General features: G+C 50.2%; 11 protein-coding genes. 6 read left to right on the top strand and 5 right to left on the bottom strand.

Annotated elements, in window-relative coordinates; genetic code table 11:
• Positions 1 to 44: 44 nt before the first annotated feature.
• Complete coding sequence (locus SPIBUDDY_RS04020) at positions 45 to 770, bottom strand: SDR family NAD(P)-dependent oxidoreductase (RefSeq protein WP_013606481.1); 726 nt, start codon at positions 768 to 770, stop codon at positions 45 to 47.
• A 100-nt stretch (positions 771 to 870) separates the two neighbouring features.
• Between SPIBUDDY_RS04020 and ftsH the strand changes: the two genes are divergently transcribed.
• From ftsH to SPIBUDDY_RS04000, 4 genes are all read left to right on the top strand, one after another.
• Complete coding sequence (gene ftsH, locus SPIBUDDY_RS04015; protein ID WP_013606480.1) at positions 871 to 2,826, top strand: ATP-dependent zinc metalloprotease FtsH; 1,956 nt, start codon at positions 871 to 873, stop codon at positions 2,824 to 2,826.
• An 11-nt stretch (positions 2,827 to 2,837) separates the two neighbouring features.
• Positions 2,838 to 3,782 carry an Hsp33 family molecular chaperone HslO gene (locus SPIBUDDY_RS04010; RefSeq protein ID WP_013606479.1) on the top strand — a complete coding sequence of 315 codons (945 nt, stop codon included), beginning with the start codon at positions 2,838 to 2,840 and terminating at the stop codon, positions 3,780 to 3,782.
• Positions 3,779 to 6,010, top strand: a complete 2,232-nt coding sequence (rlmKL, locus tag SPIBUDDY_RS04005; RefSeq protein WP_013606478.1) for a bifunctional 23S rRNA (guanine(2069)-N(7))-methyltransferase RlmK/23S rRNA (guanine(2445)-N(2))-methyltransferase RlmL — start codon at positions 3,779 to 3,781, stop codon at positions 6,008 to 6,010. The genes SPIBUDDY_RS04010 and rlmKL overlap by 4 nt, the downstream gene beginning before the upstream one ends.
• A 61-nt stretch (positions 6,011 to 6,071) precedes the next feature.
• Positions 6,072 to 6,695 carry a CpXC domain-containing protein gene (locus tag SPIBUDDY_RS04000; protein WP_013606477.1) on the top strand — a complete coding sequence of 208 codons (624 nt, stop codon included), beginning with the start codon at positions 6,072 to 6,074 and terminating at the stop codon, positions 6,693 to 6,695.
• Here SPIBUDDY_RS04000 and SPIBUDDY_RS03995 read toward each other — a convergent pair.
• The 3 genes from SPIBUDDY_RS03995 to SPIBUDDY_RS03985 form a co-directional block, all read right to left on the bottom strand.
• On the bottom strand, positions 6,673 to 7,698 hold the full coding sequence (locus SPIBUDDY_RS03995; RefSeq protein WP_013606476.1) for a 2-hydroxyacid dehydrogenase: 1,026 nt from the start codon (positions 7,696 to 7,698) through the stop codon (positions 6,673 to 6,675). The two genes, SPIBUDDY_RS04000 and SPIBUDDY_RS03995, sit on opposite strands and share 23 nt — an antisense overlap.
• A 47-nt stretch (positions 7,699 to 7,745) precedes the next feature.
• Positions 7,746 to 8,498 carry a Fic/DOC family protein gene (locus SPIBUDDY_RS03990; RefSeq protein ID WP_245523808.1) on the bottom strand — a complete coding sequence of 251 codons (753 nt, stop codon included), beginning with the start codon at positions 8,496 to 8,498 and terminating at the stop codon, positions 7,746 to 7,748.
• A 195-nt stretch (positions 8,499 to 8,693) separates the two neighbouring features.
• Complete coding sequence (locus SPIBUDDY_RS03985; protein ID WP_013606474.1) at positions 8,694 to 9,881, bottom strand: hypothetical protein; 1,188 nt, start codon at positions 9,879 to 9,881, stop codon at positions 8,694 to 8,696.
• 171 nt (positions 9,882 to 10,052) lie between these two features.
• Here SPIBUDDY_RS03985 and SPIBUDDY_RS03980 point away from each other — a divergent pair, with 171 nt between their 5' ends.
• Together SPIBUDDY_RS03980 and SPIBUDDY_RS03975 are read left to right on the top strand one after the other, a co-directional pair.
• Positions 10,053 to 10,634: an LOG family protein gene (locus tag SPIBUDDY_RS03980; RefSeq protein ID WP_013606473.1), complete on the top strand. Its 582-nt coding sequence runs from the start codon at positions 10,053 to 10,055 to the stop codon at positions 10,632 to 10,634.
• Positions 10,635 to 10,673: 39 nt separating this feature from the next.
• Positions 10,674 to 11,603, top strand: coding sequence for a YitT family protein (locus SPIBUDDY_RS03975; RefSeq protein WP_013606472.1), 930 nt, complete (start codon positions 10,674 to 10,676; stop codon positions 11,601 to 11,603).
• Here SPIBUDDY_RS03975 and SPIBUDDY_RS03970 read toward each other — a convergent pair whose 3' ends face one another.
• On the bottom strand, positions 11,604 to 12,512 hold the full coding sequence (locus SPIBUDDY_RS03970) for a nucleotidyltransferase family protein (RefSeq protein WP_013606471.1): 909 nt from the start codon (positions 12,510 to 12,512) through the stop codon (positions 11,604 to 11,606).
• Between the last annotated feature and the right edge of the window lie 74 nt (positions 12,513 to 12,586).

The raw sequence follows: 12,586 nt of genomic DNA, 5'->3' as shown, positions 1-12,586 counted from the left end.
TAGGATGGCAAACGGCAACGCTTGCAGGGCCAACTACACATAAACTACAAAAGTCTTTGTCCGCCGTCGACACAAAGCTCCATGCCAGTAACAAATGAGGCTTCAAGAAGATACGAAACAGCCTGACAAATATCGAGTGCACTACCCGTTTTCTTGAGCGCAATCTGCTGGCCCACCTTGGCAAAATAGGCATCGTCCCCATTACTGAGTACCAGACCTGGTGAGACAGCGTTGACACGAAGCGTGGGACCAAGTGCCACCGCAAGGGCTTTTGTTTGGTAGGCAAGCGAACCCTTGGCACAGTAATAGGCTGGTCGGGAGGCTGTGGGAGAGGAGAGTTTGGTATCCAGCATGTTGATCACCGACCCCTTCGCCGACCGAGCTTTCAAATGTTGATACAACTCTTTAGCCAGAAAGAATGGTGCTGTGCTATGCACCGCCATCACCTGCTCAAACAAGGCAAAATCAGTCTCATCCATGGTTTTGGAAGGGAACAGGGAGGCGTTGTTGATCAAATGGTCAACTTGACCGAAGGCTTGCAAAGCCTGAGAAAACAATTGCGGGATATGTTCTGTTTTACAGAGGTCACCTTGGATGGAAAACGCTTCACAGCCTTGTGCGGCAAGCTCCTCGACAAGAATCTCTGCTTGTTCCGTGCTCTGGTTGCAATGCACAATAATCCTGTATCCGGACATAGCCAAATACTGAGCAATCTCTCTGCCAAGGCGCTTGGCCCCTCCGGTGATAAGCACCACCTCTTTGGTATTCATAGGTCTATTACTATACCGACCTTGTTGCCGATTGACAATTCCAAGAGTATATTCAGTCCATTGGAGCCATACGAGAGGCTCCCTACAAGGAACCATACGCATGAGCAAAGACAATAAGAATGAAAAAGATTGGAAAGAGACTTTCAAGAAAAAGTTCAATATAGAACCTGGGGTACACCTGAATGAATCGGGAGGTAAGGATAAGAAAAAGTTTACCTTCTCCTTCTGGTATTTCTTCATCATCCTCCTGCTTTTTCTTGCCCTGAACACGTTTATGGTGACCAGGCAGTCGAACGTATACTCGGTTGACTACACCCAATTCAAAACGCTTATCGAGAACGGGACCATCAAGCGGGTCGCCATCGAGGAGGGGCGTTACATCGGGTACCCCTTTGCAAAGGATCAGGTATTCACCGACCTTCGCTCAATAACCAGTGACTCCAATGCTGCAAGTCTGCTGCAGTCTTTCAGCACCTACAAGGTGGAGGACCCGACCTTCATCCCCTTCCTTGAGGAGCAGGGCATCGAGTTTTATGCAGTACCTCCTGCAAAGCCAAGCATTTTATCCACCTTGCTCAGCTATGCACTTCCCTTTGTCTTCATTATGCTCATCTGGCGTTTCCTTTTCTCAAAGATGGGAGGACAAGGCGGTCAAGGGGTGCTCTCCTTCAACCAAAATAAGGCAAAGATTGTCGCAGAAGGCGATACCGGAGTACGTTTTGACGACGTAGCCGGTGCCGATGAAAGTAAATATGAGCTTGAGGAAGTTGTCGACTTTCTCAAACATCCTGACAAGTATACGGAAATCGGGGGCAAGATTCCCAAGGGCGTCCTGCTGGTCGGTCCCCCGGGAACAGGAAAAACCCTTCTGGCAAAAGCTGTTGCAGGCGAAGCCGGGGTTCCTTTCTTCAAAATGAGCGGTGCCGACTTCGTCGAGATGTTCGTTGGTGTTGGTGCTGCTCGTGTGAGAGACCTCTTCCGCCAGGCTCGCGAGAACTCGCCGTGTATCATTTTCATCGACGAAATCGATGCCATCGGACGGTCGAGGGTTTCGGCAGGAATGGGCGGCAACGATGAACGCGAACAAACGCTGAACCAACTGTTGGTAGAGATGGATGGGTTTGATTCCCGTACCGGTGTCATTATTCTGGCTGCAACCAACCGACCTGAAATTCTTGACCCTGCCCTGCTCAGACCCGGTCGTTTCGACCGTCAGGTCCTGATCGACAAACCTGATTTGGAAGGTAGATTCGCCATTCTTAAAATCCATACCCGCAACATCAAGCTCGGCGACGATATCGATCTTCGTAAAATTGCCCAAAGTGCTGCAGGCTTGGCAGGTGCAGACCTTGCCAATATTGCCAACGAAGCAGCCCTGATGGCCGTCAGGCAGAACCGCAAGCAGGTAATCCAAGCCGATTTTGAGGAAGCGATTGAGAAATCAGTGGCAGGTCTTGAACGCAAGAGCAGGCTGCTCAACGCAAAAGAACGCGAACGGGTCGCCTACCACGAGACAGGCCATGCCCTTACCGCCTTCATGACCGAGGGGGCAGAACCGGTAAGCAAAATATCCATCATTCCCCGAGGCCTCGGGGCACTGGGGTATACGTTGCAATACCCGACTGAGGACCGGTTCCTGCTCAGCCAAAGCGAGCTCTTGGGCAATATCGACACCCTCCTTGGTGGACGTGCCGCCGAGGAAGTCATATTCCAAGAGATTTCCACCGGAGCGGGCAACGATATTTCCCGAGCCAGTGACTTGGTCCGCCGCATGATTACCGAATTCGGCATGAGCGAACGGTATCGGAATATCACCCTGCCCACCACCCAAAGCGGATTTGCTGGAGTTGCGGGTGCTCGTGAATACTCTGAGAAGGCTCAGGAATACATCGATGATGAAACGGCACGGATTGTAAACGAGCGCTACCAGATTGTACGGACCAACCTTGAGAAAAACCGCAAGGCTCTTGAGGTAATCACAGCAAAATTGCTGGAGAATGAAGTAATTAATGGAACCGAGTTCCAAGCTCTTGCAAAAAGTGAGGTCATTGTCTAATCTGCTCTCGTATGATAAAGAAAAAGATAGAAGATAGAGACTTACAAGAACACCTGGCCGCCCTGCCTGACGATGGGCGCGAGGTGTTTCTTTTGCATAACGACCAAATACGCGTTACTGCAATTTCGGCAACAAAACTCATCAATCAAATGCGAGTGAATCATGAGCTGGGTTTGCTGGAAACGTACGTATTAGGGCAGGCTTACCTTGCCGGGGGCCTTCTCAGCGCCACCGTGAAAGGAAATGACCGCATCCAGCTGAGCATTGATTGCGGAGGCCCCATCGGAGGGGTGTTCGTAGAATCCTGGGCGGTGGGAGCTGTGCGTGGATACCTCAAGCACAATCCCATCCCGCTGAAGGAGAGCCTGAAAAGCCTCGACCTCAATGAATTGTATGGACCGGGCTTCATTTCCGTGTCAAAAATCCTGGAAGGGCATAAGAGCCCGTTCACCGGCCAGACCATGATGGCCTACGGGGACCTCGCAAAAGACTTGGCCTTGCACTATCAGCAGTCCGAACAGACTCCCTCGATGTTCATGCTTTCCCTGAATTTCAATAAAAGTGGGCAAGTAAGTGGAAGTGGTGCCCTCTTTTTGCAAGCAATGCCGGGTTGCGATGAGGGAGTGTTGGAAGAATTGGAGAACCTTTCTACCAAGCTGCCGTCCATCGGTGCCTATCTGGCAGAAGGAAAGACCATCCGATCGTATGTCGAAAAGCAGTTTGAAACCTATCAGGTTCGCCATTTAGCCAGCCAGTTCATGGCTTTCTCCTGTCCTTGCTCACGCGAGCAGTACACCCGGTATTTACAGCATTTGAACAAGGAGGAACAGAAGGACATTCTTGTGAACGGTCCCTTCCCCTTGGAGTTGGTTTGCGTAAACTGCAACACCCACTACCATTACGAACGTTTCGAGTTGGAACACCTGTTATCAGAGGCAGGAGGAGATACTGTATGATTTTTTTCGCCACATCCGCCCTCTACATGAACGACATCATCGAGGAAGAAGCAAAAGCAGCAGGGGCTACCGACATCAAGACAATCAGCGGGGGGGTTGAATTTTCAGCCGACCTGGCCAGCGCCTACCGTTTTTGTCTCTGGTCGCGGACTGCGACCAGAGTCCTGCTCGGTCTCTTCGAGGACGAAGACATCCTCGATGCCGACGAACTGTATGAAGCATCCAAGCAGATCCCTTGGGAGGATTGGGTCAACCCGGATATCACCTTCTCGGTAACCGAGACAGTGAAGAATTGTCCGTACATGAAGAATTCCCACTTCGCAGCCATCCGTCTCAAGGATGCCATCGTCGACCGTATTCGTGAGAAATTTGAAGGGGAAAGACCTTTGGTGGATACCGAGAACAGCGACGTGGTCTTTCATTTGCACATTGACGGGGACAAAGTCGCCTGGTATGTGGATTTCTCCGGTCGCGGGCTTCACCGCAGGGGCTACCGCGTAGCGCAGACTGATGCCGTGCTCAGTGAGTACCTTACCTGTTCGGTAATCTACCGCAGTGAATGGCGCAAAGAGCTGGAAAAGGGTGAAGAAGTGCCGATGTTGCTCGATCCCTTCTGTGGTTCGGGAACCATTCCCATTGAAGCAGCCCTCTGGGCAGCCGATAGGGCACCGGGGTTGGTGACCGCAAGGCGCTTCAACTTCTTCAATCTGCCCATCCACGACCCTGACATCTATGAGGAAATAGTGGACGAGGCAACGGAGCGAGCAGAGAAGGCAAAATCCCGCAAGATTGTCATCCATGCATGGGACAGCGACCCAAAAGCGGTAGCCATCAGCAAAAGGCATGCTGAACTCGCCCAGGTCGACCACCTTATCGATTTCCAAATCAAGGACTTCAGGACCATCAAGAAAGAAGATGTTCCCCAGGGTATCGGGTATATCATCACCGACCCCCCGTATGGTCTGAGAATGGAGAGCGATACCGATTTGGAAGTGCTCTATCGCCAAATGGGAAACAAGATCAGTACGCTGTTCGGAGGCTGGAATGTCGCCATTCTTTGCGGCCGGCAGGAACTGCTCAGCCACGTCGACATGAAGCCCGACCGTACCAATACCGTCAACAATGGTGGAGTGACCTGTCAGATCGCACACTATTACGTCTTCACGGATGAGCAACGAGCACAAATGATCGAGCGAGCCATAGAACGCAAGAAGGAACGTCTTGCCCTGCCGCTCAGCGACGGAGCCCAGATGGCGTATAATCGTCTGGTCAAGAACTTGGCAAACCTCAAACCGATCATGGAAAAGCAAGGCGTTACTTGCTATCGCATTTACGATGCGGACATGCCTGAGTACAGTGCTGCAATCGACCTGTATGAAAATCGATATATCAGCCTGCAGGAGTATGCACCACCTGAGACCATCGATCCCGAAGACGCTCTGAGGCGCCTGGGTGAACTTATCGATGCAACGGAGCGGGCAACCGGCCTCGACCGTGAACAGATTTACGTCAGACAGCGCACCCAGCAGAAGGGTGAGAAGCAGTACGAGAAAATGGCCAGTACCGACAAGTTCTACATCATCAATGAGAACGGGGTGAAGTATCTGGTTAACTTTACCGACTACATCGACACCGGCATTTTCCTCGACCACCGGCCCATCCGCAATCAGATTGCCTCGATGGCTGAAGGCAAGCGCTTCCTCAACCTCTTCTGTTACACGGGAACTGCCACCGTACAGGCGGCGAAAGGTGGGGCGTTGAGCACCGTAAGTGTTGATGCCTCTTCAACCTATCTCGATTGGGCGGTCAAGAACATGCAGCTCAACGGCTACACTGACATGAATCATTTCTTCTATCGCAGTGATTGTCTTGAGTTCCTTTTCGACACCTACGACCGCTACGATTTGATTTTCTGCGATCCCCCAACCTTCTCCAACGGCAAGGGACGGCAGAACTTCGATGTGGACCGGGACCAGATGCGCCTGATCAAGGCATGCATGATGCACCTCGATCCGAAGGGTACGTTGATCTTCAGCAACAATTTCCGCAAATTCCGTCTCGATGAACGGTTGCTCGATGAGTATGATGTCCAGGACATCACCGCCAGCACCATCGCCGAAGATTTTGCGAGAGACCAGAAGATTCACTACACCTTCTTGATCAAGCATAGGACCGTAGTTACGGCCAAGGACGCAAAGCCTGTCATTCGGGCGGTACGTAAGAAATAACAAAGAGAAGCTCCCGCGAGGGAGCTTCCTTTTCATTGTCCACCTATGATAGAGTCTCGCTATGCAAGAAGCAAAGCTGACCTGCCCTCATTGCCATCAGGAACTGAAGCACACGTTGCATCCGTTTGTAGACTTGGCCAAGCAACCAAAACAGAAATTGGCCATTCTCACCGATTCACTTTTTTCGGTGACCTGCCCATCGTGCGCCAAACAGTTCACCGTGCTGCATGAGTTGCTGGTTGTCGATGAGAAGCAACAGATTGCACTGCTGCTCGCCCCTCAGTCGGAAGTGCGCGAACTCGATGGATCTGTTACCGGCAAGCAGGGACTTGAATCCTACACACTGCGTCTGGTCACGACTGCAGCCGGTTTGAAAGAAAAAATCCTTCTGCTCGATAGCAATCTGGACGACCGGACCATCGAGCTGTGCAAACTCTACTTGACCATGTATCTGGAAAAACCAGCATGCCAGCTCTATTTTGCTGAGCATCAGGAACATGCGAACAAGCTCCTCTTCACGGTTATCAACGATGAAGGGGCTTTGGAAGGATCGATTGAGTGTGAGGATGCATTGTATGAGCAGCTTTGCGAGACGACAGATCAGTTCCTCCTCAAACAGGGGTTCTTCACTGCCGTCGACCAAATCTGGGCGTATGAGCGAATCAAAAACAACGCTGACCAATAACCTTCTTACACGTATCGCACTGATAACAAATCTCGTGCTCCATTACCTGTCCTGAAACAAAGGAATCGATGCTTCCAAGGGTGGTCTGGGCGATATTATGGAGAGCTTCCTTGGTCAGGAATGCTTGGTGACTGGTTACCAGAACATTGGGCATGGAGATGAGCAGCATCAGCACATCATCATCGAGTATGGTAGTACTTCTATCCTCATAAAAGACTTCCGCTTCCTCTTCATAGACATCCAAAGCGGCAGCCCCAATCTTTTTGCTCTTGATGCCGTCCAACAAAGCCTGGCTTTCCACCAATGCACCGCGCGAGGTATTGATCAAGACAACCTGGTCCTTCATAAGGGCTATGGACGTACGATTGATCAGGTGGAATGTCTGTTCGGTAAGCGGGCAATGCAGGCTGATAATATCCGACTGCCGGCAAAGTTCCTCGAAGGTGCAATAGGTCACGCTGAGGTTCGGATCCGGATAGGGATCATAGGCAAGCACTTTCATGCCAAACCCTTTGCAGATGTCGATGAAAACCTTGCCTATCTTGCCTGTGCCCACCACTCCGATGGTTTTACCATGGAGGTCAAACCCTACCAATCCGTTGAGACTGAAATTGAATTCACGGGTTCTTACGTAGCTGTGATGGGTTTGTCGTACCACGCTCAAAAGCAGGGCCATGGCATGCTCCGCCACTGCATAGGGCGAGTAGGCAGGAACTCGTACGATATGAATCTTAGCGAAGGCTGCCTTGAAGTCGATGTTGTTGTACCCGGCACAACGCATGGCCAACAGGCGTACTCCCCCATCGTACAATTCGTCGATGACGGCCTTTGTAATGGTATCGTTGACAAATGCACATACGACTTCATACCCTTTGGCCAAAGCCGCAGTGCGTTCGTTCAATTTCGATTCAAAATAGGTAATTTGAACTGTATGGTCACCAGACAACTGGTCAAACCAAACCTTGTCATAGGGTTTGGTATCGAAAAATGCAATTCTTGTCATGTACAGTACTCCTTGCAGAAAAGCGAAGGCGGCACTGCCGCCTTTCACTAAATGACGACTTCTTCCAAGACGTCGATCAGAAGTTGATAATCTCCGTCAATGGCGCTGATGTCAGCTTCCAGCAGACGGTCGGCATCAATGAGAGACCAATCGATGTCGTAGCCTGCATTCATTGAGAGTTGATAGAAAAATAGTCGGGCAGCCCTTCCGTTCCCATCCCTGAAGGGATGCAACGCCTCAACTTCACCCATATAGAAAGCAAGGTCGTTGATGAAGGTCTCGCGGTCGAGGTTGGCTAGGTACCGGTCTTTTCTCAGTCGGGTGAAAATGTCCTCTGCTGCACTATCGATATATTCAGGACTGCAGAATACCGTGCGTTTGGCGGCAACGGTGGTACGGATCATTCCCGCAGAGGGATATACATCACCAAACATTCTTTCATGAATGGACTTGAGATATTCGAAATCATAGGTATTTTGTACCGTTTCGGTCAGTATTTCGGCTGAACGGATGTTTGCCATAAAAGCTTCCACTCTTCTGAGCTTCGAGCGTTCCTTGATCGAAAAGTAATTGACCAAGGAGGAAGTGTGGGGATAGAAGGAAAATTCGTCAGCTGGAGGTACATACTCTATTGAGAGTGCATGGCTGTCAATATACGATTGAATCAACTCGTCGGCGTTCTCATCGCCTTCGAGGACGCCTCGTATCGATTGCTCCTCCTCCTGGGGAAATTCGAAACCTTCTGCTTCATGATTGAACTTGATATAGTCGATGCATGCTTGCACTCGGCCTGCTTTCATAAAAACGCTAACCATCCTTTTACCTAGTACAGGCAAGTGATACAGGTGAACAATACATACTCACACCTGCAACGAGGAAGAAACCTTTACACTATCTTGTTCTATGATAGCCATACCAAAGAAGTGAGGTCAAGGCACTGTGTGAAAAAAAGAGCCCATTGCTGGGCTCTTTTCTATAATGAATGGGCAACCTTGTTACAAGGAGAAGCCCATGTAGACCGTTCCTTCAGCAAATTGTGGCATCGGAGTACCTTCGCTGAGAATAAATCCATACTTGCCTGCAACACCCATGCTGAAGACCTTGTTGAATTTGTACTCGAACGCTGCCTTGGCAAAAGCACCGTAGAGCATCTTGTCGGCAGTCACGGACGGACCGTAGGTGAAGAAGCCACCGACACCAAGGTCGAAGGCAACCTTGCCGAACTCCATGTTCAACATCGGAGCAATCGAGAGAGTAACTGCATGATCAAGATTGCTGAATGCTGTAGCAAAATCAAACTTGAAGACATCCCCTACAGCGGCAGGCCAACCATACGTGGATACTTTATACGGGGAGTACATCAGCTCAATATCAACACCCAAGCCAAGATTATCATTGAAGGTCATCAGGTTATTCATTTGAAGACCAACACCTGCTTGCAGATTCAAAGTTCCATACCCTGTCAAGGCCGGACTCTGGAAGTTTGCCGTTCCACCCAAGGTGAGGGTGGTGTACTTTCTGCTTTCAGCTTTTTCCTTGGTCGGCTCAACAGGAGCAGCAACAGGCTCAGCGGCAACGACAGGCTCAACTGCAGGTTCGGGTTCTACTGCAATGAATTCTACAGGGGCAGCAACTTCCTCTGCTACGACCACCGGCTCTTCAGCAACAGGAGCTACTTCCTCAGCTACCACTACTTCCTCAGCAACCGGGACGATTTCTTCTGCAACAACCACTTCCTCGGCAACAGGAACAACCTCTTCTACAGCAATTACCTCGGCTTCTTCAGCTGCCGCAACTACCGGCATCTCTTCAGCTACGGGGGCAATCACTTCGGGTTCAGCAACAACAGCCGGTTCTTCGGCAATGACCGGCAACTCTTCAACCACCGGGAACATCGGCTCAGCTACAGAGATTGCACTGCCGCTGAAATTGACGCCATCATAGGACTGTTGCAAGTAAAGGGTGTGTGCCAGAGCCCCATCCAAACCACGTTCGGTATAGCTTGTGACAGAAGAATCAACGACGTTCCATTTGTCGTCAGCCTCTCCATCAACCTGATACCGGAAAGTTGTGACCATCGGATCTTCAAGCAGCCACTCCCAGGTCACAACGACCGGGACAGCAAACAATACGGCTGGTAACAAGACCAGGGCTGTCAATAAAGCGATGAATTTCGTTCTCATAGTGCATAACTCCTATTCATAACCCCTAACGGGGTCAACGACGTTTTCAAGCCTGCGTTCGTTACACCCATCATACACATCTCACCTCATTATAACAAGCAAATGAGCGTAATGTAACCCCACTTTACCGCCCTGTTGTCATACCTTTTATATAGCAGTACGCTAGCTACCATGAATACGATAAAAACATTAGCCGTTTTTTGTGGAAGCAGCGAGGGAGCCAATCCACTCTACAAAGAAACAGCCCAGGAACTGGGAAAACAGATGCATCACCAGCATGTTACGCTGGTGTATGGGGGTGGAAACCGTGGACTCATGGGCATTGTAGCAGAAAGCCTGTATTCACTGGGAGGAAGAGTGATCGGAGTATTGCCCCAAGCTCTCAACCGAAGTGATGTCCGTCTGCATCAGGTTGAAGAACGCTTGATAGTCGTACCTACCATGCATGAACGCAAGGCGACCATGTATGAACTTGCCGATGCTTTTGTGGCACTGCCCGGAGGCATCGGTACATTCGAGGAGATATTGGAAGTCTACACCTGGTTGCAGCTGGGCTACCATACCAAACCGGTAGCCTTGCTCAATATTGCCGGCTTCTACGACTCCCTGTTGGCTTTTCTTGAGCACAGCGTACAAGAAGGCTTTCTCAAAGCCGATCATTTTGCAGCACTCATTGTTGAATCGGACATCGGGAAACTGTTTGAGCATCTGCAGTGCTGGGAAGGCAAACTCAGTGACAAGCTTGGTCGCTGAACAGTAGAAAAATCAGAACACAAGGACTATGCTAAGAGCATGACCAAACGCCATTATCATCTGTTGGAACTCTTCTATATTACGACAGGGTCGTTCCTTACCGCCCTCGGCATCGCCCTTTTCTCTTCACCGGCCAAAATTGCCAGCGGAGGGGTGAGCGGTATTGCCATCATCATGTACCATACCTTCAAACTGGATACCGGCTTGTCCATTTTCATTCTCTCAGTACCTCTCTTTCTGCTCGGAGTTGCAATCTTCGGCAAGCAATACGGCATCAAATCCTTGGCGGGGACGGTGTTGCTTTCCCTCTTCACTTCACTCATCAATGCTTTGGCAGGGTACAACGGGGTTCTTGATTACACAAATCCGCTCTCCATTCTGCTTTCGGCGATTTCAGGCGGAGTCTTGATGGGACTGGGAGTGGGACTTGTACTTCGCAGCGGGGCAAACACCGGGGGGACTGACATCCTTGCCCAGATTCTGGCGCGGTATACTCCGCTCTCCACCGGGACGGCCCTCTTCCTGGTAGACGCCGTCATCATTGCTGCAAGTGCCTTTATTTTTTCATTGGAAATGGCATTGTACGCCACCATCACCGTGTATATCGTGGGTGTTACCATCGACAAGGTTGTACTCTCTTTTGGTACCAGATCGGCAAAAACAGTGTTCATCATCAGCGAAAAACGTAAGGAGATCGAACAGGAAATCCTCAAGGAACTGGGACACGGGGGCACTATTCTCTACGGCAGCGGCATGTACACCGGCTTTGATCGTCCTGTCATCATGACCGTGGTTTCCAACAACAAACTCGGAGCACTTACCAATATTGTCCATCGCCACGACACATTTGCATTCATGGTTGTGCAAGAGGCATACAAAGTCCTCGGTGAGGGATTCACCCCCATCGAGGAAGCTGCTTGGGCCGGACTATCGGATGTAACGCAAAAACAACAAAAGAAACATCCCTAATTAGTACTTCCAGAGCTTTTCAGGATAATAGCCGCTTCTGACTTTCTTGGCTAACTGCTCCTTAACATTCTCCCTGTCTTCGCTGTAGGTCATACCGAACCAGCTCTCTTGGGTGTTGTAGAACCGAATCTTGCCTTCATGGTTCGTAACGATTCGGCTTGCACCGTTCGGTAGATAACATTCAGCTTTTTCGTGGGTACTATTCTTCTGGATGAACTCACCCCAATAGGATGAGAAACTCTCGAAAGCAGAGGGTGCAAACCCAAAGAAATTCATGGAAACCCATTCCTTACCGGTCAATTGGAGATCCCCGGTCTCTCGATGGCTCACCACATTCTCACCTGCAAACCCGATTTTCGTGTGCTCTTCCATGTCGACCAAGTACCCATCCTGTACATTGCAGATGGCCCGACTCACCGTACCGCTACGGCTCATGGTGTGATCCAGCACATAGCCTACCATTGCATGCTCGGTACTGCCTCTCTCCAAGGAACCTAGATGTTCTGCCAAAATGGAGAATGATTCCCGTCCGTAATAGTCATCGGCGTTTATGACGGCAAAGGGTTCCTTGATGGTATCCTTGGCACAGAGAACTGCATGAATGGTGCCCCAAGGCTTTTTGCGGTTGCCCGCAAGTTGCTTCTGCTCTTCAGAAAGCAGTGAATCCTGACTCTGGAAGAGATAGGAAGCATCCATATTCTTTGCAATGCGGTCGAACAGCCGCTCACGAAAATCCTTTTCAATATCCTTGCGAATCATGAAGATTACTTTTTCAAAACCGCTTTTCTGAGCGTCATAAACACCAAAGTCGAGCAATGTCTCCCCATGATCTCCAACGCTGTCAATCTGCTTGATCCCGCCATAGCGGCTTCCCATCCCGGCGGCTAATACCAAAAGTGTCGGTTTCATCTACTACTCCTCTTCTAGCTCTACAGACATTCTAATCCCCGGTGGTAGGCTAGTCAAACAACAACGCACGAAGA

The organism is Sphaerochaeta globosa str. Buddy, from assembly GCF_000190435.1.
GTDB lineage: Bacteria > Spirochaetota > Spirochaetia > Sphaerochaetales > Sphaerochaetaceae > Sphaerochaeta > Sphaerochaeta globosa.
The sequence above is the reverse complement of the archived record's forward strand: the minus strand, read 5'-3'. Positions and strand labels throughout refer to the sequence as shown.

Bases quoted from the DNA above. Each gene is read 5' to 3' on its own strand.
- ftsH (WP_013606480.1), top strand. From the start codon at position 871: ATGAGCAAAGACAATAAGAATGAAAAAGATTGGAAAGAGACTTTCAAG.
- SPIBUDDY_RS04020 (WP_013606481.1), bottom strand. From the start codon at position 770: ATGAATACCAAAGAGGTGGTGCTTATCACCGGAGGGGCCAAGCGCCTT.
- SPIBUDDY_RS03970 (WP_013606471.1), bottom strand. From the start codon at position 12,512: ATGAAACCGACACTTTTGGTATTAGCCGCCGGGATGGGAAGCCGCTAT.
- SPIBUDDY_RS03995 (WP_013606476.1), bottom strand. From the start codon at position 7,698: ATGACAAGAATTGCATTTTTCGATACCAAACCCTATGACAAGGTTTGG.
- rlmKL (WP_013606478.1), top strand. From the start codon at position 3,779: ATGATTTTTTTCGCCACATCCGCCCTCTACATGAACGACATCATCGAG.
- SPIBUDDY_RS04000 (WP_013606477.1), top strand. From the start codon at position 6,072: ATGCAAGAAGCAAAGCTGACCTGCCCTCATTGCCATCAGGAACTGAAG.
- SPIBUDDY_RS03985 (WP_013606474.1), bottom strand. From the start codon at position 9,881: ATGAGAACGAAATTCATCGCTTTATTGACAGCCCTGGTCTTGTTACCA.
- SPIBUDDY_RS03990 (WP_245523808.1), bottom strand. From the start codon at position 8,498: ATGAAAGCAGGCCGAGTGCAAGCATGCATCGACTATATCAAGTTCAAT.
- SPIBUDDY_RS03980 (WP_013606473.1), top strand. From the start codon at position 10,053: ATGAATACGATAAAAACATTAGCCGTTTTTTGTGGAAGCAGCGAGGGA.
- SPIBUDDY_RS04010 (WP_013606479.1), top strand. From the start codon at position 2,838: ATGATAAAGAAAAAGATAGAAGATAGAGACTTACAAGAACACCTGGCC.
- SPIBUDDY_RS03975 (WP_013606472.1), top strand. From the start codon at position 10,674: ATGACCAAACGCCATTATCATCTGTTGGAACTCTTCTATATTACGACA.